Source organism: Mesocryomonas lacus (assembly GCF_055730105.2).
The window spans coordinates 471,629-493,094 of record NZ_JBUZWF020000001.1; the positions used below are offsets into that span (position 1 = coordinate 471,629).

16 protein-coding genes are annotated in these 21,466 nt (G+C 68.6%); 8 read left to right on the forward strand and 8 right to left on the reverse strand.

Annotation, left to right across the window (positions count from 1 at the left end):
• Positions 1 to 192: 192 nt before the first annotated feature.
• Together ACZLZQ_RS02050 and ACZLZQ_RS02055 are read left to right on the forward strand one after the other, a co-directional pair.
• Positions 193 to 1,488, forward strand: a complete 1,296-nt coding sequence (locus tag ACZLZQ_RS02050) for an HlyD family secretion protein (protein WP_472948427.1) — start codon at positions 193 to 195, stop codon at positions 1,486 to 1,488.
• Positions 1,489 to 1,602: 114 nt separating this feature from the next.
• Positions 1,603 to 3,192, forward strand: a complete 1,590-nt coding sequence (locus ACZLZQ_RS02055) for a DHA2 family efflux MFS transporter permease subunit (protein WP_472947895.1) — start codon at positions 1,603 to 1,605, stop codon at positions 3,190 to 3,192.
• 9 nt (positions 3,193 to 3,201) lie between these two features.
• Here the strand turns inward: ACZLZQ_RS02055 and ACZLZQ_RS02060 are convergent, their stop codons facing one another.
• The 6 genes from ACZLZQ_RS02060 to ACZLZQ_RS02085 form a co-directional block, all read right to left on the reverse strand.
• Positions 3,202 to 3,663 carry an arsenate-mycothiol transferase ArsC gene (locus ACZLZQ_RS02060; protein ID WP_472932211.1) on the reverse strand — a complete coding sequence of 154 codons (462 nt, stop codon included), beginning with the start codon at positions 3,661 to 3,663 and terminating at the stop codon, positions 3,202 to 3,204.
• Between the two features lie 4 nt (positions 3,664 to 3,667).
• Positions 3,668 to 4,147, reverse strand: a complete 480-nt coding sequence (locus ACZLZQ_RS02065; protein WP_472932210.1) for a UPF0262 family protein — start codon at positions 4,145 to 4,147, stop codon at positions 3,668 to 3,670.
• An 8-nt stretch (positions 4,148 to 4,155) separates the two neighbouring features.
• Positions 4,156 to 5,448 carry a histidinol dehydrogenase gene (gene hisD, locus ACZLZQ_RS02070; protein ID WP_472947896.1) on the reverse strand — a complete coding sequence of 431 codons (1,293 nt, stop codon included), beginning with the start codon at positions 5,446 to 5,448 and terminating at the stop codon, positions 4,156 to 4,158.
• A gap of 47 nt (positions 5,449 to 5,495) precedes the next feature.
• Positions 5,496 to 5,960 carry a DUF2948 family protein gene (locus ACZLZQ_RS02075; protein ID WP_472932208.1) on the reverse strand — a complete coding sequence of 155 codons (465 nt, stop codon included), beginning with the start codon at positions 5,958 to 5,960 and terminating at the stop codon, positions 5,496 to 5,498.
• A 102-nt stretch (positions 5,961 to 6,062) separates the two neighbouring features.
• Entirely contained in the window at positions 6,063 to 7,361 is a 1,299-nt protein-coding gene (locus tag ACZLZQ_RS02080) for an O-antigen ligase family protein (RefSeq protein WP_472947897.1), read from the reverse strand.
• Positions 7,330 to 8,316: a glycosyltransferase family 2 protein gene (locus ACZLZQ_RS02085; protein ID WP_472947898.1), complete on the reverse strand. Its 987-nt coding sequence runs from the start codon at positions 8,314 to 8,316 to the stop codon at positions 7,330 to 7,332. The genes ACZLZQ_RS02080 and ACZLZQ_RS02085 overlap by 32 nt, the downstream gene beginning before the upstream one ends.
• Before the next feature lie 179 nt (positions 8,317 to 8,495).
• On the opposite strand from ACZLZQ_RS02085, the gene ACZLZQ_RS02090 reads away from it, so the two are divergent.
• From ACZLZQ_RS02090 to ACZLZQ_RS02100, 3 genes are read left to right on the forward strand one after another with little or no spacing between them, the layout of a single operon-like run.
• Positions 8,496 to 9,755, forward strand: a complete 1,260-nt coding sequence (locus tag ACZLZQ_RS02090) for a glycosyltransferase family 4 protein (RefSeq protein ID WP_472947899.1) — start codon at positions 8,496 to 8,498, stop codon at positions 9,753 to 9,755.
• The gene (locus ACZLZQ_RS02095) at positions 9,752 to 10,564 is read left to right on the forward strand and encodes a WecB/TagA/CpsF family glycosyltransferase (RefSeq protein WP_472947900.1); all 813 of its coding nucleotides are present in this window, start codon (positions 9,752 to 9,754) and stop codon (positions 10,562 to 10,564) included. The genes ACZLZQ_RS02090 and ACZLZQ_RS02095 overlap by 4 nt, the downstream gene beginning before the upstream one ends.
• Positions 10,561 to 11,469, forward strand: a complete 909-nt coding sequence (locus ACZLZQ_RS02100) for a DUF6492 family protein (protein ID WP_472947901.1) — start codon at positions 10,561 to 10,563, stop codon at positions 11,467 to 11,469. Before ACZLZQ_RS02095 ends, ACZLZQ_RS02100 begins: the two co-directional genes overlap by 4 nt.
• On the opposite strand, the gene ACZLZQ_RS02105 is transcribed toward ACZLZQ_RS02100, so the two are convergent.
• Positions 11,441 to 12,748: a lipopolysaccharide biosynthesis protein gene (locus ACZLZQ_RS02105; protein ID WP_472947902.1), complete on the reverse strand. Its 1,308-nt coding sequence runs from the start codon at positions 12,746 to 12,748 to the stop codon at positions 11,441 to 11,443. The genes ACZLZQ_RS02100 and ACZLZQ_RS02105 overlap by 29 nt on opposite strands.
• Positions 12,749 to 12,947: 199 nt before the next feature.
• Between ACZLZQ_RS02105 and ACZLZQ_RS02110 the strand changes: the two genes are divergently transcribed.
• Together ACZLZQ_RS02110 and ACZLZQ_RS02115 are read left to right on the forward strand one after the other, a co-directional pair.
• The gene (locus ACZLZQ_RS02110) at positions 12,948 to 13,910 is read left to right on the forward strand and encodes an endo-1,4-beta-xylanase (protein WP_472947903.1); all 963 of its coding nucleotides are present in this window, start codon (positions 12,948 to 12,950) and stop codon (positions 13,908 to 13,910) included.
• Positions 13,911 to 13,993: 83 nt separating this feature from the next.
• The gene (locus ACZLZQ_RS02115) at positions 13,994 to 16,261 is read left to right on the forward strand and encodes a GumC family protein (RefSeq protein WP_472947904.1); all 2,268 of its coding nucleotides are present in this window, start codon (positions 13,994 to 13,996) and stop codon (positions 16,259 to 16,261) included.
• A 55-nt stretch (positions 16,262 to 16,316) separates the two neighbouring features.
• Here the strand turns inward: ACZLZQ_RS02115 and ACZLZQ_RS02120 are convergent, their stop codons facing one another.
• On the reverse strand, positions 16,317 to 20,600 hold the full coding sequence (locus tag ACZLZQ_RS02120; RefSeq protein ID WP_472947905.1) for a histidine kinase dimerization/phospho-acceptor domain-containing protein: 4,284 nt from the start codon (positions 20,598 to 20,600) through the stop codon (positions 16,317 to 16,319).
• Positions 20,601 to 20,960: 360 nt separating this feature from the next.
• Here ACZLZQ_RS02120 and ACZLZQ_RS02125 point away from each other — a divergent pair, with 360 nt between their 5' ends.
• Positions 20,961 to 21,431 carry a phasin family protein gene (locus tag ACZLZQ_RS02125; RefSeq protein WP_472932198.1) on the forward strand — a complete coding sequence of 157 codons (471 nt, stop codon included), beginning with the start codon at positions 20,961 to 20,963 and terminating at the stop codon, positions 21,429 to 21,431.
• Positions 21,432 to 21,466 lie beyond the last annotated feature (35 nt).

The window sequence follows — 21,466 nt, forward strand, 5'->3', positions numbered from 1 at the left end:
TTGGTGCGGTCTCCCTGAGAGAAGCGCCGGTTTGCCCCCACGTCGAAAGATGCCGAATCGTCACAGTTTGCCGAACCTATTTTAATACGGCGTGAAATTCCGCCGGCTATCTTGAAATGGGTGATGAAGGCCGCTACGTCAACATCGAACTGAACGGTTCGGTTCGATTGAAGGAAGTTACCAGTGCTCGACATAGTGGACAAGCAACAGGGCCCTTCCGGCGAAGCCGCCGAGAGCACCACCGGTTCCAGCTCGGCCTCAACGAAGACCGCGCCGCAAGCGCCGGCGACGCTGCGCGACGTGCCGGTCGAGACGCCGAAGCAAGAGGCCAAGACCGAGACGTCTGTCGCCCCGCCGGCCGCGGCGGCAGAGCCGCAAAAGCCGAAGCGCGCCTGGAAGAAGAAGCTCGTCCTCTCCCTGGTCTTCCTCGCCGCCCTTGGTGGCGGCAGCTATTACGGCCATTACTACTGGACGACGGGGCGGTTCATGGTCTCAACCGACGACGCCTATCTCGGCGCCGACATGTCGATCGTCTCGCCGAAGATCACCGGCTACGTCCAGACCGTGCCGGTGAAGGAGAACGACATTGTGCGCGCGGGCGCGCCGCTGGTGATCATCGACGACGGCGACTTTGCGCTGGCGCTGGAGAGGGCGGAGGCGAAGATCGCCACCCAGCGCGCCGCGATCGACCGGATCGCATCGCAGCGCGACGCGGCGGAAGCCCAGATCGGCGAAGCCGAAGCGTCGCGGAACGCGACCTCCGTCGACCTCGCAAAGGCCGAGCTTGACCTCTCGCGCGCCAGCAACCTCGTGACCAGCGGTGCCGGAACGAAGGCCGGCAAGGACACGGCACAGAGCACGCGCGATTCCTCGGCCGCGAAGGTTGCCGGCGCCGACGCGTCGATCACCGCCGCCAAGGCCAACGTCGCGGTGCTCGATGCCCAGCGTAAGGAGGCCGAGCGGACCGTGCGCGAGTTGGAGATCGCCCGCGACCAGGCGGCGCGCGATCTGACCTTCACGACCATCCGCGCGCCGTATGACGGCATCGTCGGCAACCTTGCGGTCCAGCCGGGCGACCTCGTCTCGGCCGGCCGTCGCCTGGCCGCCATCGTCCCGCTCGACCGGACCTACATCGACGCGAACTTCAAGGAGACGCAGCTGCGCGATCTCCGGCCTGGCCAGAAGGTCGAGATCGAGCTCGACGCCGTGTCCGGCCGTAAGTTCGAGGGCACGATCGACAGCCTGTCGCCGGCGTCCGGCTCGGTGTTCTCGCTGCTGCCCTCCGACAACGCCACGGGCAACTTCACCAAGGTGGTGCAGCGCGTGCCGGTGCGGATCGCGATCGACCACGAGTCCGAATTCGCCGGCGTGTTCCGCCCCGGCCTGTCGGCCGTCGTTTCGGTCGACATTCGCACCGGGCCGAAGACCGACACCGCGGCGGCAGCCGCACCCGAGCGCACCGCAGATGTGGCAGCGACCGCGCACTAGCAGCCTGCGCCTCACCTGAACCTCGGTTCGGCGGGGCGCTGCTACCTGCAAGAAACCGCTCATCGACCGACCTCGGCCGGCCCAGATCCCCCATCCGGCCCAAGGCTCCGCGCCATGTCCAGCACCACCACCTCCGCCGTCCCCGCCAGCGCGCCGAAGCCTGCCGCTGAGGAGACGATCTCGACCCGCAAGATGATCGCCTTCATCGCGATGGTCTTCGGCATGTTCATGGCGATTCTGGACATCCAGATCGTCTCGGCCTCGCTGTCGGAGATCCAGGCCGGCCTCTCCGCCTCCTCGGACGAGATCCCCTGGGTCCAGACGGCCTACCTCATCGCCGAGGTCATCATGATCCCGCTGTCCGGCTTCCTCGGCCGGATGCTGTCGACGCGGGTGCTGTTCGCTTGCTCGGCGGCCGGGTTCACCGCCGCCTCGGCGCTCTGCGCGACCGCCACCAACATCGACCAGATGATCGTCTACCGCGCCATCCAGGGCTTCATCGGCGGCGGCATGATCCCGAGCGTCTTCGCCGCTGCCTTCACCGTCTTCCCGCCTTCCAAGCGCAACATCGTCTCGCCGATGATCGGCCTCGTCGCGACGCTCGCCCCGACCATCGGCCCGACCGTCGGCGGCTATCTCAGCCACGCCTTCTCCTGGCACTGGCTGTTCCTGGTCAACGTGCCGCCCGGCATCATCGTCGCCATCTCGACCTGGTATCTCGTCGACTTCGACAAGCCGGACCTCGGCCTGTTCAAGAAGTTCGACTGGTTCGGCCTCGCCGGCATGGCGGCCTTCCTCGGCTCGCTGGAATACGTGCTGGAGGAAGGCCCGCTGAACGACTGGTTCGAGGATACCAGCATCTCCATCTTCGCCGTCGTCGCGACGCTCGGGGGGGTGCTCTTCCTCTACCGCGCCTTCACCGCCAAGGAGCCGATCGTCGACCTCTCGGCCTTCGCCAACCGCAACTTCGCCTTCGGCTCGCTGTTCTCCTTCGTGATGGGCATTGGCCTCTACGGCCTGACCTATCTCTACCCCGTCTATCTCGCCCGGATCCGCGACTATGATTCGCTGATGATCGGCCAGACGATGTTCATCTCGGGCCTTGCCATGTTCGTCATGGCGCCGGTGTCCGGCTTCCTGTCGGGCAAGATGGACCCGCGGGTGATGATGGCGATGGGTTTCTCGTCCTTCGCGCTCGGCACCTGGCTGATGTCGGGCCTGACGCATGACTGGGATTTCTGGGAGCTGTTCATCCCGCAGATCCTGCGCGGTGTCGGCCTGATGATGGCGATGATCCCGATCAACAACATCGCGCTTGGAACGCTCGCGCCCGCCAAGATGAAGGGCGGCTCAGGCCTCTACAACTTGACACGCAACCTTGGCGGCGCGGTGGGCCTCGCCATCATCAACACCCTCCTGACCGACCGCGAGACGCTGCACTACGAGCGGCTGGCGGAATCGGTGCGCTGGGGACGCGGTGTGGTCGAGGACCGGATGAGCGACATGGCGGCGTCAATGAACGCCCGCGGGCTCGACGGCGACATGACGGCGCTCAGCCAGATGTCGAACATCGTCCGGCGCGAGGCGATGGTGATGTCGTTCGGCGACGTGTTCCTGACGCTGACGCTGCTGTTCTCGTGCCTTGTCGTACTGTCGGTCTTCATCAAGAGGCCGAACGCCGGCGTGAAGGTCGAGGCGCACTAAGTTGTCGGCTCAGCCTTCGGCGAGCATGCGCTGGCGGATGCGCGCCTCGATCCGCTCGCGCACGTCGCGATAGGCGTCGAGGATCTGCTGGCGGCTGCCGGTGACCACGGAGGGATCCGGCATCGGCCAGAACTCGACATCGACCGCCTGCGAGCCGGTGCTGTCGAGCACGGTGTGGTGGGCTTCCGGCGCCATGGTGACGATCAGGTCGAAATAGCCGTCGGCGAGTTCCTCCAGCCCCTGCGGCTTGCGGGTGCCAAGGCCGAGGCCTTTCTCGGCCAGCACGACGTCGACGAACGGGTCGCGCTCGCCGCCGCGGATGCCGGCGGAGACGACGTAGGTCGTGGGCGGCAGCAGCGAGCGGGCCAAGGCTTCCGCCATCGGCGAGCGGATGGCGTTCATGCCGCAGACGAACAGCACCGAGGCGATCCGCCGCGCTGCCTTGCCGTCGGGCGTCACGTCGCTCGCCATCGCCTCAGTTCCGCCAGTGCAGCACGCAGATCAGCGTGAACAGGCGCCGGGCGGTATCGAGGTCGACCTCGATCTTACCGGCCAGCCGCTCGCGCAGGACCTGCGATCCGTCATTGTGGATGCCGCGTCGCCCCATGTCGATCGCCTCGATCTGCGAGGGCGTCGCCGAGCGGATCGCCTGGTAGTAGCTGTCGCAGATCAGGAAATAGTCGCGGATGATCCGCTTCAGCGGCGTCAGCGACAGAATGTGGGTGACGACGGCCTCTTCGGTCTCGTCGCGGATGTCGAAGACCAGCCGCTTGTCGACCAGCGAGAGTTTCAGCCGGAATTGGCCGGGCGCAAGGCCCACCGGCTGAAAGTCGTTCTCCTCGATCAGGTCGAAGATCGCCACCGCCCGCTCGTGCTCGATGTCGGGCGTCGCGCGGCCGATGGTGGCGTCGAGGTCGATGGCGATCAGCCGGGAGCCGGAAGGGGTGTTTGCCATCGGATCGCCTAGAGGTTCAGGCGGATGGCGACGGACCGTCCGTGCGCGTCGAGCCCCTCGACGCGCGCCAGTTCGATCGCCGCGGGGCCAAGCTGGCGCAGCTGGTCCGGCCCGAGCTTCAGGGTCGAGGTCCGTTTGACGAAGTCGAGCACCGAGAGCCCCGACGAGAAACGCGCCGAGCGAGCGGTCGGCAGGACGTGGTTGGAGCCGCCTACATAGTCGCCGATGACCTCCGGCGTATGGCGGCCGAGAAACACCGCGCCGGCATTGCGGATCTTCGCAAACAGCGCGTCGGGATCGTCGACGGCAAGCTCCAGGTGCTCGGCCGCGATCCGGTCGGCCAGCGGCGGGGCTTCGGAGAGATCGCTGACGAGGATGATCGCGCCGAAATCGCGCCAGCTGGCGGCGGCCGTCTCCTGGCGGGACAGGCGGGTCAGCTGCTGCTCGACGGCCTCGGCCACCGCATCGGCGAAGGCCGCGTCGTCGGTGATCAGGATCGACTGCGCGGCCGCGTCGTGCTCGGCTTGCGCCAGGAGATCGGCGGCGATCCAGGCGGGGTCGTTGCTGCCGTCGGCGATAACGAGGACTTCCGAGGGACCGGCGATCATGTCGATGCCGACCATGCCGAAGACCTGGCGCTTGGCGGCGGCGACATAGGCATTGCCGGGGCCGACGATCTTGGCGACCGGGCGGATGGTCGGGGTGCCATAGGCGAGCGCGGCCACCGCCTGCGCGCCGCCGACGCGGTAGATCTCGTCGACGCCGGCAATGCGCGCGGCCGCCAGCACCAGCGGATTGAGCGTGCCCTTCTGCGCCGGCACGACCATGGCGATGCGCTCGACGCCCGCGACCTTGGCGGGAATGGCGTTCATCAGCACCGAGGACGGATAGCTCGCGGCACCGCCCGGCACGTAGAGCCCGACCGATTCCACCGCCGTCCAGCGGCTGCCGAGCTCGACGCCGATCGCGTCGGTATAGACATCGTCCTTCGGCATCTGGCGCGCGTGGTGGCTGGTGATGCGGGAGTGTGCCAGCTCGAGCGCTTCGAGCGTCACCGCGTCGGTGCGGCGATAGGCATCCTCGACCTCGTCCGCACCGATGCGGATCGTTTCGGGCGTCAGCTCCAGCCCGTCGAAGCGCGCCGTCAGCGCGATGAGGGCCGCGTCGCCATTCTCGCGGACATCGGCGACGATGGTGCGGACGACGGCGTCGACATCCGCCGAGACCTCGCGCTTGGCGCCTAGCAGCGCAGCAAAGCTGGCTTCGAAATCAGCGGCGCTTGTGGTCAGCCTGACCGGCAATGGCTTATCTCCCCGCGCCCGGCCGCCGGACCGGCGTGTGCCGGCTTCTAGCGATCGTCGGGCTGATCATGATCGGGGCGCGCGGTGGTGGACCAGGCGGCGCCGAGATCCGTCAGACGCGCCTCGACGCATTCGACGTCGAGCCTTATCGCGGACCCGCCGGCAAAGACAAGCTCGATCCGGCCCGAGGGCAATTCGCCGGGCTCGAAACGCATCGTCAGCAGCGACAGCACCTGCTCGCCGACGGCGGGATCGAAGCCGATCCGCTGCACGCCGCGGACACGGGTGAAGTGCAGGCCGGCGCGCCGCCGCTCGTAGTCGCGGCGGCGAAACAGGCTGAACCGCGCGCGGGCCTCGGTCTTCTCCCAGACGAAGCGGTTCATCAGGAGGTCGAAGGTGCCGGTCCGCGCCGAATAGCTGCAGTCCTCGAGGCGCACCACGCTGTCCTGGCAATGGGCGGACAGGATGGCGAGGTCGTCCGCATCGACGGCATCGAGGCGCAGGCTATCCATGAAAGGGCCTTCCGGTTTGGCTATGCAACTGACGCGCTGGAAATAGGCCGCACCCCGGCCGCGCCCAGCCATTCGCACGGATTTCGGCCCGTCGCCACCGTTTCACGGCGCGATGCGGAACCGCGACAGCAGCCGCAGGCCGACGACGGAGATCCAGGCGAGCATCCAGGAAGGGTCGGCGCGCTTGAAGAGATAGCTCTCCAAGAAGGAGTTCAGCAGCATGAACGCGAGCACCATCAGGAAGAGATCGGCCAGCATCTCGTTCTCGGTGCCCGCCCGGCAGCGGACATAGTCGGCGAACGGCAGCAGAATGAGCATGACCGCCGCCAGCGCCAATGCGGGCCAGCCCATGGCGATGGCGATGTCGAGATAGCCGTTGTGCGAGTGGACGATGCCGCGCGGATCCCAGGACAGTTCGAACGGCGTCTCGGCGCCCAAGACGTTGGAGGTCAACCAGAAGGATTCAAAACCCCAGCCGGTCCATTGCCGCGGCGCCATGGTGTCGACGGCAAACCGCCAGAGATCCATTCGGCCGGTGAAGGTAGTGCCCGGCAGCACGGCCTGCAGCAGGCCGTCGAGCGTCGGCGACACCGCAGCGCCGAGCGTCATCAGCGCCATCAGCGCAGCGACGAAGCCGAGGATCGCGACCGGCAGCACCCGCCCGCCGAAAATCCGCGCACCGACGATCAGGCAGGCGACGAGCGGCACCAGCGCGGCGGAGGTCTTGGAGCCGGTCTTGTAGACGAAGAGGGCGGCAAGGAGGGTGATGACCCAGCCGAACCAGCGCTCACCACTGCGCAGGAGGTAGAGGCCGACAAAGAACAGCGCGGCCATGACGGGACCTGCGACGTTCTTGTGGCTGTAGATGCCGCGCCAGAGACCGGCATGCTCGGGCTCGTCGCCGCTTGCCGTGTGGATGGCGATGTCGGGCAGGACGACGAGGCCGGCATAGGACAGGCCGAGCACCGCCAGCGCGCCGGCGATCAACACCACGCGAAACCCGCGCGCGGTCGTCGGCAGGCAGACGACGCCCGTCGCCGCGACCATGGCAAAGAGCGAGAACAGCACGGCGCGAAAGGCTGCATCCGGCCAGTTGGACTGGGTGATGGAGAAGACGAGCCAGGCCGCCATCAGCAGCCAGGTCGGGCGCAGCAGCGACAGCGCCACGCGGCGATCGGTGAACATCAGATGGCCGAACAGCGCCAACAGCCCAAGGCTGCCATAGCCGATCTGGTTGATCACATTGCCGCTGTCGGCGGTCGCCGCGCTCTGTACGTTGAACGGTGTGAAAGAGACAAGGAGGACGACGAAGACGGCGGCCCCCAGCATCGTGCGGACGGCCTCGACGGTCTGCTGCTCCAGCGACGGTTCAGTTCTGTTCGGGACGGCGGTACTGCTCATTCACCCTCCCGAACTCGGCCTGGAACCGGCCGATGGCGACTTGGACGGGATAGAGACCGATGGCGGCGGACCGCGCCTTCCACCCTTGTCTGATAGCCCTGAACGGCGAGGCTGCCAACAGCGCCAAGCTCTTGGCCACACGCCGCCGGGTGCCGGCCGCGCCGGGGTCGGCCCGGCGCTCGATGATCGCCGAGATCGCGCCATTGCGCAGGCTCCGCGCCTGGATCCAGTCGAACTCGGTGCGCCGGGCCGGCGTCGTCTCGAACACCGGCGCCTCCTCGCACCAGCCGAAGCGGAAGCCCCGCCGGCGGGCGCGGGCATAGAAATCGCTGTCGCCGCCGCCGATGAAATTGAAGGCAGTGTCGAGGAAGGGCGCACCCATCGCCTCCAGCACGGCGCGCCGGATCAGCACGTTACCGGAGGAGTAGAGGATCGGCACCGGCCCGGTCGCGGCATAGTGCGGCGTGAAGACGGGATGGCGGGCATAGCCGAGCGCTGCGCCCGGCTCGAACACCGGCCGCTGCGGGCCGCCGACCATATCGGCGCCGATCGCCTCTGCCGCCTGGCAGAGACGCTCGATCCAGTCCGCACCGGCGCATTCGTCGTCGTCGATGACAAGGAGATGCTCGAGGGCGGGAAATTCGGTGAGCGCCGTCTGCCAGCCGGCATTGTAGGCCGAGCAGTTGCCGCGCTCGTGCGCGACCAGCACCAGACCGGTCACCGCGCCCGCGGAAAACATATTCCCGGCCGCGGCAAGGCCCGCTCTCGCCTCGGCGTCGTTCTCCATGACGATGACGGCAAAGCGCCGCGTCGTCTGCTGGGCCGTCAGCGAGGCGAGCGTCTTCAGGAGATGATCGGGCCGGCGGAAAGTCGGCAAGGTTACGACCACCGTCGTCTCAGCGGCGGCCTCGCTCAAGTGGGGCGAGCGCACTTCGATGGTGATGGATTGGCGCATGCACCGTCCCGGTCCGTGCCCATGCCTCGGGCGGATGAGAGGAGCAGACGATAGATTAGTGAAGATGCGCTGAAGCGTCGTGCCGTGATCCCGACTAATTTAGGCGGCAATGAGCTTGGCGCAGGGCGTTAGCGCAATCTCAAGGCGTTGCCGCCATGCTAGGATGCGATTGCACCGCCATGGTCGACCCAATGCATCTCCTGTTCATCACCTCCCTCCTGCCGACCAGCGCGCCCGCGTCCGGTTTCGAGATCGCCAATCAGGCCATCATCGAGGAATATACCCGTCAGGGCGTGCGGCTTTCCTTTGCCGGGTTCCGTCGTCCGGGCGCCGCGCCGGCGCAGGAGGGCGAGCTCGACCTCGGCGAGATGGCGATCGAAAACGCCGCTGTCGGCCGCCGGCAGAAGCTGGCCTGGCTGACCCGCGCCGTCGTCCGCGGCTTGCCGATCTCGGCCGCCAAGCTTGCGGTTCTCTCCGAGGAGCGGCTTAGGGCCGCCATCGCCAAGGCCGGCCCGATCGACGGCTACGTCCTCAACTCGATCCAGATGCCGGCGGCCTATCCGTTTCTCATCCGCGACAAGCCCTCGGTCTTCATCGCCCACAATGTCGAGCACCGCTCCGCCGCCGAGAATGCCAGGACGGCGCGCTCGCTGGGCGGGCGGCTGTTGTACCGGCGCGAGGCACGGCTTCTCGGCCGCGCGGAGCAGGCGGTCTGCGCCGCCGCCGCGGTCGTGCACACGCTGAGTGCCGACGACGGAACGGCGCTCGGCCTCGGCGGCGATCCGCGCTGCCACCCGCTGGCGCTGAGCATCGGCCGCGCGCTGCTGCCGGACGACGGAAGGCGCAGCCAGGACATCGGGCTGATCGGCACCTGGAGCTGGGCACCCAACCGCGCCGGCCTCGACTGGTTCATCGAGGAAGTGGTGCCGCTCCTGCCCTCGACGCTGTCGATCGTGATTGCGGGCCGCTTCGACGGCAAGCCGCCCGCCGCCCCCAGCAATGTGCGCTTTGCCGGCCGGGTCGACGACGCGCAGGCCTTCGTGCGCGCCTCCCGCGTGATCGCGCTCGCCACGAAGGGCGGCACCGGGGTGCAGCTGAAGACGATCGAAACCTTCGAGGAAGGATTGCCGGCGGTGGCGACGACCGCGGCGCTGCGCGGCGTCGACCGGCTGCCGGAGAACGTCCGCGTCGCCGACGATGCGGCAGGCTTCGCCGCGGCCCTGTGCGAGAGCGTCGGCGGCGAGCGCCAGGGCGCCGTCCAGCGCTGCAGCGGTTTCGGCTTCATGCTGGCCCAGCGCCAAGCGCTCTCGGCCGGCGTGCAAGCCGGCCTTGCCAACCTTGCCTTCGCGCTGGCCCATCCGGCCCGTCCGACGGAAACAGACGCCGCCGCCGGCAGGGCCAACCCTGTCCTGCCGCCGCGCGGAGTAGCACGCGGATGATTTTCGCCGGCGCCATCATCACCCCGCCGCTTTCGGCCGGCGAGAGCAAGCCCGCGCCCGAGCACCGGCGCATCTGCGGCCTCGACATCCTCGCCGCCCCGGCCGGCCTGGCCGCCGAGATGCTGCGCGAGCGGCTGGAGAACGGCGTCTACACGCCGGTCGGCTTCGTCAACGCCCATTGCGTCAACCTCGCCGCCAGCAAGCCGGCCTTCCGCGCCGCCCTCAGCGACTTCGTGCTGCTGCCCGACGGCCTCGGCATCGATCTCGGCGCGCAGCTGCTGTTCGGCGAGAGCTTTCCCGACAATCTGAACGGCACCGACTTCGTGCCCTTCCTGCTGTCGACGCTGACGCGCCCGATGCGGATCGCGCTGATCGGAGCGTCGGACGGGATCGTCGAGCGGGCGGCCGATGCGCTGACCCTCGACCATCCGCAGCATGTCTTCCTGCCGATCGGCCACGGCTTCTTCGCCGAAGGGCCCGAGACCGAGAAGATCCTCGGCCGGTTGCGGGCGGCCCGCGCCGACATTGTTCTGGTGGCGCTCGGCATGCCGCGCCAGGAGCTGTTTATCGCCGGGCACCTCGACGCGGCGCATGCGACCATGCCGATCGCCGTCGGCGCGCTGCTCGACTTCATGGCCGGCAAGGTCCCGCGCGCCCCGTCGACCATCCGCCGGCTGCGGCTGGAATGGGCGTACCGGCTGATGATCGAGCCACGGCGGCTGTGGCGCCGCTACCTCCTCGGCAATCCGCGCTTCATGCTGCGCATCCTGATGGAATGGCGCCGCTCTGTGGGCAGGCGGCCGCGTTGATCCCTGCCGAGCCCCGCAACGCTCAGCTGCCGACGGCGATCGTCACCGCCAGCTATCGCGGCGACTTCGAGCGGTGCCGCCTCTTGTGCGAGAGCATCGACGCCCGCGTCACCGGCCAAACCCGCCACCTGATCCTCGTCGAGGCCGCCGACGTCGCGCTGTTCCGGCCGCTCGCCGGCCCGAGGCGCGAGATCATCTCGGAGCGCGATCTCCTGCCGTTCTGGCTGCGGCCGTTTCCCGATCCGCTGAGCCTCGGGAAGCGGCGCGTCTGGCTGTCGCCAAAGGGGCCGCCCCTCCGCGGCTGGCATGTCCAGCAGCTCCGGCGCCTGGCGATCGCCGCCCTGATGCCGGAGACGGTGATGGTGTCCTGCGATTCCGACGTGGTCTTCGTGAAGCCGTTCGACGTCGGCAGCTTTCAGCAGGATGGAGCGGTCGAGTTCTACCGGATCGCCGATGCGCTGCGGACGGTTCTGCCCGGACTGATGGACCATCACATCGGCTGGTCGCGCCGCGCCGGGACGCTGCTCGGCATCGCCGCGCCGGAGGTCACCGATCCCGGCTATATCGCGACCCTCATCGCGTGGCGCACAGATACCGCCCGCGAGATGATGGCGCGGATCGAGGCGGTCGGGCGCCGGTCGGCGATGAGCTGCCTTGCCGCCAGCCGGCAGCTCTCGGAATGCACGATCTACGGCCGCTTCGTCGACGAAGTCGAGAAGAAGCCGGGGCGGCATTTCGCGTCCGAGCGTCGTCTCTGCCGCACCTACTGGAGCGGCGCGGCGATGAACGGGGACGAGCTGCAGGATTTCGCCGCCGAGATGGCGCAAGAGCAGGTGGCGATCGGCATCCAGTCGTTCACCGGCACCGACACCGCGCTCATCCGGCGGGCTGCCGGACTGGCGTGACGCCGTCCGGCTGCGGCCTCTGCCGCGGCTTGCGGTCGAAGGCGAAATAGGTCGCCGCGCCCGAGACGAGCCAGAGCACCAGGAAGAGCCCGTTCAGCCCGGCGATCCAGCTGGTTTCGCCAGCATCGGCATCGGCCAGCAACAGAACCAGCAGCCCGGCTTTGATGAGCCCGACGAGGGCCAGCACCAGCACCCGGATCGTGGTCATGCCGCGGGCATAGAGCAGCTCGCTCTGGTACTCCACGAGATTGCGGAAGACCGGCACCAGCAGCGCCACCAGCACCAGCGGCGCGGCGTCTGCGACGTTGCGGCCGAGGGCGGTCGGGAAGAAATGCAGGAAACCGCCGAGGAAGGCGAGCCCGGCGATCGACACCGCGGCAATGCCGGCCTCGATCGAGATCCGCACCCGCCAGGAGGCCAGCCATTTCGGCGTCTTCATCAGCTTCTGCACCACCATCGTGTTGAACGAGCGGATCGGCAGGGCGGTGAGGTCGACCAGCCGCATCAGGATGGCATAGACGCCGGCGATGGCAGGGCCGCCGATCGACAGGACCAGCAGCTTGTCGAGCTCGGACTGGAGATAGAAGATGATCTCGGCGCCCGCGACGGAAACGCTGTCGCGCCAGCGGGCGAGATAGAGGCGCGGCGTCCAGCGCAAGCGGATGCGGGGGTAGAAGAACAGCACCGCCATGGCGAGCGCCAGCGCATTGGCGGCCATGTAGGTCAGCGCCCAGGCGATCAGCGAGCCGTCCGACAGGCTGGCGAAGCCGACCGCCCCGACCGCCCGGATCGCCGACCCCAGGATGACGAGGATGGCGGCGCGGCCGAAGCGGCCGAGGCCGTTGTTGACGATGCAGACGACCTCCAGCGAGCGCCAGAAGACCACCTCGGCTGCCACCACGGCGGCGAAGGCGGCGACGCTCATCTGCCCGGCGAAGAACGCGGCGTAGAAAACCGCCGCCGCCAGCGCGACCAGCGGCAAGGAGGCGGCGAGCGCGGCGAGGTAGCCGGCCGTATAGGCGCCGACCAGCCGGCGGCGCCCGGTGGCGACGCGGTAGAGCGGGGAGACGAAGCCGAAACTGGCAATGCGCGACAAGACGACGCCGGTCGCCGACGCGGTGGCGAACAGTCCGAAATCGGCGACGGTCAGGCCGTTGGCGACCGAGACGAAATAGGCGAGCGACAGCACCAGCCGGCCGAGCGAGCCGCCCATCAGGTTCGCATAATCCGTGACAAGGCCGAGATTGGCCCTTAGCCTCGTCTTCCAGAGCCCCAGCATCGCCAATCCCCGAGCAAACATGGCCATTCCCGACAGACGCCGCCGCCGGAACGAGGCGCGGACGCCCACGATCGACCCCGGCGCCAACGCAGCTATAGCCGGACCGGGCTTAACGCGGCGTTCGTTTGTCGCGGGGGCCGCAGCCCTTGGGCTCGGCTTGCCCCTGGCGCCCGGCAGAGCGGGCGCCGCATGCCGCCCGGTGCCTTTCGGCGCCGCGATCCAGAACGAGCTGCTCGACGGCGACCCGGCCTATGCGAAAGCCTTCCTCGATCATTGCGACCTCATCCTGCCGATGAACGAGCTGAAGCTCGCCGACCTCCTGCGGCCGAGCGCCGAGACGTTCGACTTCGCCCCGGCCGACCGGATCGTCGACCTCGCGACCTCGAACGGACGGCTGACGCGCGGCCACGCCCATGTCTGGTGGAACGTGGTGCCCGCCTGGCTGGAGGCGATCACCGCGCCCGGCGGGGCCGAGGCGGCACTCGTCCGGCACATCGACACGGTGATGCGGCGCTACCGCGGCCGGCTGCAAAGCTGGGACGTCGTCAACGAGGTGATCGCGCATGAACCGACGGAGGACGCGCCGCTGCGCGACAGCTACTGGCTGAAGGTGATGGGCCCGCGCCACATCCCCGTCGCCTTCCGGGCGGCGGCGGCGGCCGATCCGGGCGCGCGGCTGGTGCTGAACGACTACGACCTCGAATTCGAAGGGCCGCGCTACGACCTGCGCCGGGCGGTCGCGCTGTCGATCGTGCGGCAGCTGCAGGACGCCGGAATCCGCATCGACGCCGTCGGCATCCAGGGGCATCTCTATGCCGACCAGAGGATCGACGTGCCCGCTGTCGCGGCCTTCGGCCGGTCGCTGAAGGCGATGGGCGTGTCGCTCGCCGTGACCGAGCTCGACATCATCGACTGGAACATCAGCGGGGGACCGGAAGAACAGGACGCCGCGGCCCTGCGGATCGTCGGCGACCTCCTCGACGGCGTGTTCGATGCGGGTCGCCCGGACGCGGTGATCTCATGGGGCATGTCCGACCGCTACAGCTGGATCGAGGAGGTGATGCCGCGCCGCGACGGCAAGCCCTGCCGACCCCTGCCGCTCGACGCCGACTACCGGCCGAAGCCCTGGTTCGAGCTCATACGAAAAAGACTGGCTTGCTGACGAAATAATGTCACTCTGAGGCGTTAACGTTTTGTTTTCCATCTTGCTTCACTTTCCCTCAAGAGCTCTTTCCGACTGGTGCCATGTTCACGTCCGAGGAAACATCGACGAAGGCTGCGGACATCCGGCCAGACCCGGCGCCCGCAACGGCGCCGCTCGGGCGTGAGGACCGCCGTCGCGCCAACCCGACATCGCTGATCGACCCGGTCTACGTCGCGCGGTCGGTGTGGAAGTCGAAATTCCTGATCCTCGGCGCAACGGTCGCCGGCGCGGCCCTGGCGGTCATCGTCGCGGCCAATACGCCCAAGCAATACGTCGCCACGACGCAGATCCTGATGGATCCGCGCGACCTGAAGGTCGTCGCCAACGAGATCACCCCGAACGGCCTGCCCTCCGATGCGACCCTCGCTTTGATCGAAAGCCAGACGGCGGTCATCATGTCGAGCAACGTCCTCTCGCGGGTCATCGAGCAGGCAAAGCTCGAGCAGGATCCGGAATTCAACGGCCAGGCAGGCACCGGCTTCGGAGCCCTCGTCTCTGCGGCGTTGCAGGCGCTTCTCGGCGGCGCCAAAGGCGCCCCGGAGGACCCTGAATACGAGACGCTGGCGCAGCTTCGGCATGCCCTGACGGTCGACCGCGAGACCAAGAGCTTCGTCATCAACCTGTCGGTCGACAGCCAGTCGCCGGACAAGGCCGCCGAGATCGCCAATCTCGTCGCCAGCGTCTTCATCGACGAGCAAGGACGGGTGCAGTCCGAGACCGCCCGCCGCGCGACCACCGCGATCACCTCCCGCCTGTCGGAACTGCGCAAGAGCGTGGTGAACGCCGAGCAGGCGGTGGAGGACTACAAGAGCCAGAACGCGCTGATCGGCGTCGGCGGGCGGCTGGTCGACGACGACTACATCACCCGCATCAACGACCAGTTGGCCAAGGCGCGCGGCGACATCACCGCGCTGCGCGTGAAGGCCGAGTCCATGCGCAGCGCCAGCGTCGAGGACGTGGTGCGCGGCACGCTGCCGGAGGAGCTGAGCTCCGAAGTGCTGGTACGGCTGCGCACGACCTATTCCGACCTCAGCCAGCAAGCCGCGGCTCTCGCCACCAAGCTCGGCACCCGCCATCCCCAGCGCATCGCCAGCGAGGGCGCGCTGTCCTCCTCGCGCCAGGCGATCGCCGCCGAGCTGTCGCGCATCGTCGCCGCGGCGCAGACCGAACTCGCCCGCGCCGAGACGACGGAGCGCGACCTCACCGCGCAGATCGCCGACCTCAAGGAAAAGCAGGTCACGACGTCCGGCTCCTTCGTCAAGCTGCGCGAGCTCGAGCGCGAGGTGGACGCCTCCCGCGCCGTCTACGAGGCCTTCCTGCTGCGCGCCCGTGAAACCGGCGAGCAGGAGAGCCTCAACACCGCCAACGTCCGCGTCATCTCGCAGGCGACGCCGCCGCAGAAGACCACCGGCATGTCGCGCAAGACGATGGTGCTGACCGGGGGCATGCTCGGTTTTATCGCCGGCATCGGCCTCGCCACGCTCTTCGCCATTGCCCGGTTGCTGCGGGCGGTGTTCGCCGATCGCCGTCGGAGCCGGAGGCCACGCGTCGTGGTCGAGGATCTTCGCGCGACAGCAGCGCCGACCGCGGCGATGGCGGACGCATCACCCTCTCCCGGCGCGGCGCCGGATCGTCTCGAGATCCGCATGCCGCCCGTCGCTCCCGCGGAGCCGGCAGCGGCAGAGGTCAAGGCCGCAGAGGCCGCCGAAGCGATGCGGCACGAGCGAGAGCTCCAGGCAGAGGCCGAAGCGGCAAGGCAGCGCGAGCAGGCGGCTTCCGCCGCCGCCGTGGCGGAAGCGGCGGCGCAAGCCGCGCGGCAGGAAGCCATGGCCCGCCAGTGGGAGGCCGAGGCCGCCGAGAACGACCGATTGAGCGATGCCGCCCGGCGGGCGCGGGCAGCCTTGCGTGCCATGGGCACGGCCCCGGCGACCCAGCCGGACGGCGTCTTCGACCTCGACGCCCAGCCGATCCGCCAGCCGACCCGCGAGGAGGCGCTCCTCCAGGCCAATCTCGAAAGACTGCAAGCGGCGTCCGCGCCCTTGACGAAAGACGCGGCGCCGGTCGCCGACCTGCCGCTCGCCAGCGCCGGGGAACGGGCCGCCCGGCCCGTGCCGAGTGCCGAGCGCCTGTCGCTGCGCGACCGGGTGCGCGCGCTCTCGCTGGCGAAGGATGTCGAGATCGAGGATGAGCGGCGCCGCGACGCGGCGCTCGCGCCGGAAGTCGCCTCGCTGCACGACGAGATCCAGACGGTGAAGCAGGCGATCGCCGACATCCGCCGCCGCCGCGGTTCAGGCTCTTCCGGAACCTGAACCCCGCCGAAGGCGCGGCCCGCGTCGGCCCGCCATCCCGATCATTTCCGCCGGTTCAGTCGGCGAGGACGCGCTGCGAGGGGAAGGCGATCTCGACCAGCGTCCCCTCGTTCGGGGTGGAGCTGATCGCGAACTGCGCGCGGTTCGCCTCGACCATTGCCTTCGTCAGCGGCAAGCCGAGACCTGTCCCCTCGCCGCGGTTGGCGCTTGGCGCATGTACCTGCTGGAACGGCGTCAGCGCGATCTCGATCTCGCGCTCGGTCATGCCGATGCCGGAATCCCGGAACCGCAGCAGCACGTCGCCATCAGCCGTATAGGTCGTCGAGGCGATGATCTGCCCGCCGGCCGGGGTGAAGCGGATGGCGTTGGCGACGAGGTTCAGCGCGATCTGGCGCATGGTGCGGCGGTCGGCGACGACCGGCGGCACCGAGGACGGCAGGTTGGAGCGCACGATCACCCGCTCGCGGTTGGCCTGCGGCTGCATCAGCGACACCACTTCCGACACCACCTCGTTCAGCGACACCGCCTCGAAGGCGAGGTCGAGCTTGCCGGCCTCGATCTTGGAGATGTCGAGGAGATCGTTGACGAGGTCGAGCACGTGGTGGCCGGACCGCTTGATGTCCCCGAGATATTCGAGATAGCGCTCATTGCCGATCGGGCCGAAGCATTCCGAGGCCATGACGTCGGCAAAGCCGATGATGGCGTTCAGCGGCGTGCGCAGCTCGTGGCTGATATTGGCGAGGAACCGGCTCTTGTGAAGGCTTGCCGCCTCGGCCTGCCGGCGGGCGTTGACGAGGTCTTCCTCGATCCGCTTCCAGTGGGCGATGTCGCGGATGACGACGCACCAGCCACGCTCGCCCGAGAGCCGGCCGATGGTGATGAACAGCGGGATGAAGCCGCCTTGCGCGACGCGCCCGATCACCTCGCGGCCATCGTTGAGGATGCCCGCGAGCCCGTCGTCGCGCAGCATGTCGAGATAGTCGAGCGTCGCCTTCTGGCTCTCGTGCGCAAAGAGGGTGGAGAGATGCCGCCCGCTGTGATCGCCCTCGCCCGTGCCGAACAGGGCCTGCGCCGAGCCGTTCATGCCGCGGATCGTGCCGGCGGGATCGAGCAGCACGATGCCGTCGGTCGCGGTATCCAATACCGTCTGCAGTTCCTCGACCTGCTGGCGCAGATCGACCGTCTCCGGCGCGGCTTCCGGTGCCTCCGGCACGTGTGCGACGGCTGCGGCATCGCGCGGCGAGGGCGTGAACGACATCAGCAGGCTGGAGCGGCCGCCGAAGGTCGCCCGCTGCATGTGCACGCGCACGTCGATCACCTGCCCGCTGGACCTTCGGATCGCCAGTTCGCCGGCATGGCCGAGATCGCCGCGGTCAGCGAACAGCGCCTCCAGGCCACCGGCCACCTCCAGCGCTTCGATGCTTTCATACCCGCTGAGATCCTGGAACTCGCGGTTGCCATAGACCAGCCGGCCGTGCGCCTCGGCCAGCACCGGCAGCGGCAGCGAGGCGAAGACGGCTTCGAGATCCAAGGCGAGCGCCGCCTGTTCCGCGGCCTCGTCGACCACGGCTTCCTCGGAATCGTCAACGGTCTCGGCGTCCCCGGCAACGGGAGCGTCCTCTTCCGGAGCGATCGCCTCGGGGGCGGCGGTGGCGCGGTCGGCGACGCCGAGAGCGGCGTCTTCAAGTTCAGCCGAGGGCTCGGGCGAGAACACGGGGCGCGCCGTCGCCTCGCCGGTCTCGGCCTGTTCGGGTGTGGACTCGGCGCTCGCGGTCTCGTCGCCCACTGCGTCGTTGGCCTCAGTGGACGACTCCGCTGGAGCGGACGCCCAAGGCGAGACCGTCACCACAGCCGGCCGCGCCGGTTCTTCTGCGGCGTGCTGCTCCGTGCCGCCGGCAAGGTCGTCCTCGGCGGGACCGCGGTCGGCCAGCCCATCTCTCACGCTCGACGTAGGGACCTCGGCCTCCGCTCCATCCGCATCGGCCTCAGCCGCTTCGGTGGCGCGCTGCGCATCGTCCGCCGGCAGCGGCGAAGGCTCGGCCGCTGTTTCCGCCGGACGACCGGGCTCGTCGGCGGGCATTGGAAGGCTCGCCGCCACATGCTGATCGCGCGCATCGGTCGGCGCGGGGCTAAGCGTGTCGGTGACCGTCTTCGGCACCATCCCGGCGCGCTCGCCGAGCTTCAGGCCGATCGCGCGGAAGGCCGCCTCCTCGGCGTCGGACAGTGCACCCTCGCGCGGGCGGCGGCGCTCTTCCAGCTGGATGACCTTCGGCGCGCCGTCGGTCGGGGCGGCATCGGGGTTCGACGCGAGCGCCTCGGACGTCGCCTCTTCCTCCACTGGCGCGGCCGGCCGGCGTCCGAAAGATGCCGCCTCGAACGTCTTCAGCAGCGGCTTCTGCGCAGTCTCCGTCTCGGTCTCAGGAACAGCGCCCGGCACTGTCGCGGCAGCCTCCTCCGGCGAGACGTCGGTGACGGGCGGAGCCCCGGCCTCGGCAGCGACGGGGCGGTCGCCGAGGATCATGCCGATGGCCTCGGGGTCCTCGACCGACTCGTTCATCCGGACAATCCCGAAACCGCGGAAACCGTCGAAACTGCGGTCGCGGGCATAGATCGGGAGGGCCGCGAGATCGACCGGCACCTTGCGATCGCTGCCTTCGACCGGCCAGAGGATGCTGCGGCCGGACCAGGTATCGCGGCGGTCGAGAAGCCGGGCGATCTCGCCATCCGCGTCAAAACCGAAAACGGTGGCGACCTCGCGAAAACTGCGGCCGCCGACATCGGCCGCTTGCGGCCCGACGGCCGCCGAGAATTCCGGCGTCAACGTCCGGAACTTGCCCTCACGGTCGATCTGCCAGACGAAGCGCACCGGCGCCATGTCGAAGCGCGGCTGGAAGGGAGGCGCGGCGGCGCTCGCCTCTGCCGAGGGCGGAACCGCGTCGTGCGACGACACAGGCTGCGGTGCCGTGGGCTGTAGCGCCATGGGCTCGGCCGCCTGCGGCTCGGCAGACGAGCACTCGCCCGCCGGCTCGGTTTCCGATGACAGGGCCTCAGTAGCCGGAGGCACATCCCGGGCCAGACGGACTGTGTCGGCCTCGGAGGCCGCCATCGCGAAATCTTCGCCAGCGACCGTATCGGACGCATCGTCTGAAGCGACAGGCGGCTCGGTTACTGCATTCTCGTCGGCCAAAAGCACGACGGTTTCCGGCTCGGGAGGGAGATCCGCCGTATCGGCAGGCGCGTCGACCTGCTCGGCCGTCGCGGACGCCTTCTCATCTGCTTCAGTTTCGACAGGAAGACCCGCGTCGGCTGCCGCGAACGGCAGCTCCGGCTCGGGCGAAGATATGGTCGCCTCGACGCTTTGCGCGGGTGATACTGGCGCCGGTGAGGCCTCAAAGGAGCCGTCGACGGCACGCGAGGGTGCCACCGGTTCCGCCGTATCGACGGGCGCCCGGGCCTGCGGCTCCGCTGCCATCGGCGCATCGGGAGAGGCGTCCGGACTTGCGTCCGGCGCTTCGTCGCTAGCCGGCGCTTCCGGCAGAGGGTCCTCGATGGTCTCAGGCTGATCGGCACCGGTCTGGCGGGTGTGCCAGCGCTGGAGCAGGCCGTTCATGCTCATCCGGCCACCGCGGTCGCTGGAGAGCTTGCGGCGCTTGACCGAGAAATAGCTGCGCGGCGCTGGCTCCCCCTCCGAATCGAGAGGATCGGCCGGCTCTTCAGGCGCTGCCGGCGCGGCCGGCCGCGGCTCCTGCTGGACCAGCACCAGGCCTTCGCCGACGAGAGCGAGCGTCGTCTGCGCCGCGGGATCGTCGACCTCGCCGAGCGCCTGCCCCGCCGCGATGAAGGAGGCGATGCCTTCTGCAAGGCTGTCGGTCGCGCGGAACGCCGTTGTGGCGGCCAGGGCGCCCCCGGCATCATAGATGGCGGCAGTCTCGAGCCGGCTGTCGGCCAGAAGGCTCCCCGCCCAGGCGACGTCGGAACTCACCGCCGGCCGCAGGTCGGGCAAGGTCAGCAGCACCAGGTCGGCCGCCTCGATGCGCCGAAGTGTTGCGACCACGGCCTTGGAGGCGCGGCCGACGGACGAACGGACGAGAATGCGCGCCTCGCCCCAGCTCTCGACCGAGCGGGCGGACGCCTTGATCTGCCGCGCGATGAGCGCGGTGGCGTCCAGGCTGGTCTCGCCGACCGACAGCCCGAGCGCCGCGCGGCCGGGGGCGTTGGCCCAGAGCACCTCGCCCAGCGTGAGGTCGAAGGCGACGAGCCCCGCACCGGCGGCGCCGGCGTCACGGACTTCGCGCAGCGTCATGATGGCGAGCGGCGAGGATCCTGGCAGTCTGGTCATTCCGAACCGATCCGTGGCGAGCTGGCGGCATGGCGCCCCAGCACTGGCTTAACGTCTCATTAATAATCACAGGGCGCAGGCTTATCCAGAAGCTTTGGCGCCCACACCCGACGGCTTTGCAGAAGGGTTAATTAAAGCTCTAAGCTGATCCCTCGCTGGCGTCAGAATATGTTGCAGTGCACAATGCGATCTGCTAAACAAATAGGCAGCTTAGGGCCTACGGCCAAAGGGCCGAACCTTAAGTGATCCGGCGCTTTCGGGAGGACGGGCATCGCCCGGGCGGAAGCGCCGTCGAAAACGAGAAAGGTCCACCACCGAAGCGCTAGGCTGAGGTGCGGGAGACAAGCGGGAGCGCAGCATATGATAGATTCGTCGCAGCAAAACGCGCAGGACATGATGAACCAGGCGCAGTCGATGATGGGCATGGACCCGTCGAAGATGACCGAGACGTTTCGCACCATGACGCAGAAGTCGATGGAGCAGTCGAAGGAAGCCTATTCGCGGATGAAGACTGCCGCCGACGACGCCACGAAGACGATGGAGTCGACGATGGAGAACGTGCATCAGAGTTCGCTGTCGTTGTCGAAGAAGGCCATCGAGGCGATGCGCAGCAATGCCGAAATGGGCTTTGCCCATCTCGAGAAGATGATGGCCGCCAAATCCTTCGCCGAAGTGGTGGAGATGCAGACCAGCTATGTGCGCCGTCAGATCGAGGCGGCGACGGACCAGACCAAGGAAATGCAGGCGCTGGTCCAGTCGGTGGCCCAGGAACTGACCAAGCCCGCCCGCGAAGCCTTCCAGAAGGCCGCGGGCGCCGCCAAGAGCCTCTGAACGAGACATACCTTCATCGGCATGAGCGACCGGGC

Coding starts and splice junctions, on each gene's coding strand:
- ACZLZQ_RS02095 (WP_472947900.1), top strand. CDS start 9,752: ATGATTTTCGCCGGCGCCATCATCACCCCGCCGCTTTCGGCCGGCGAG.
- ACZLZQ_RS02060 (WP_472932211.1), bottom strand. CDS start 3,663: ATGGCGAGCGACGTGACGCCCGACGGCAAGGCAGCGCGGCGGATCGCC.
- ACZLZQ_RS02065 (WP_472932210.1), bottom strand. CDS start 4,147: ATGGCAAACACCCCTTCCGGCTCCCGGCTGATCGCCATCGACCTCGAC.
- ACZLZQ_RS02055 (WP_472947895.1), top strand. CDS start 1,603: ATGTCCAGCACCACCACCTCCGCCGTCCCCGCCAGCGCGCCGAAGCCT.
- ACZLZQ_RS02090 (WP_472947899.1), top strand. CDS start 8,496: ATGGTCGACCCAATGCATCTCCTGTTCATCACCTCCCTCCTGCCGACC.
- ACZLZQ_RS02105 (WP_472947902.1), bottom strand. CDS start 12,748: ATGCTGGGGCTCTGGAAGACGAGGCTAAGGGCCAATCTCGGCCTTGTC.
- ACZLZQ_RS02120 (WP_472947905.1), bottom strand. CDS start 20,600: ATGACCAGACTGCCAGGATCCTCGCCGCTCGCCATCATGACGCTGCGC.
- ACZLZQ_RS02115 (WP_472947904.1), top strand. CDS start 13,994: ATGTTCACGTCCGAGGAAACATCGACGAAGGCTGCGGACATCCGGCCA.
- ACZLZQ_RS02080 (WP_472947897.1), bottom strand. CDS start 7,361: ATGAGCAGTACCGCCGTCCCGAACAGAACTGAACCGTCGCTGGAGCAG.
- ACZLZQ_RS02075 (WP_472932208.1), bottom strand. CDS start 5,960: ATGGATAGCCTGCGCCTCGATGCCGTCGATGCGGACGACCTCGCCATC.
- ACZLZQ_RS02125 (WP_472932198.1), top strand. CDS start 20,961: ATGATAGATTCGTCGCAGCAAAACGCGCAGGACATGATGAACCAGGCG.
- ACZLZQ_RS02085 (WP_472947898.1), bottom strand. CDS start 8,316: ATGCGCCAATCCATCACCATCGAAGTGCGCTCGCCCCACTTGAGCGAG.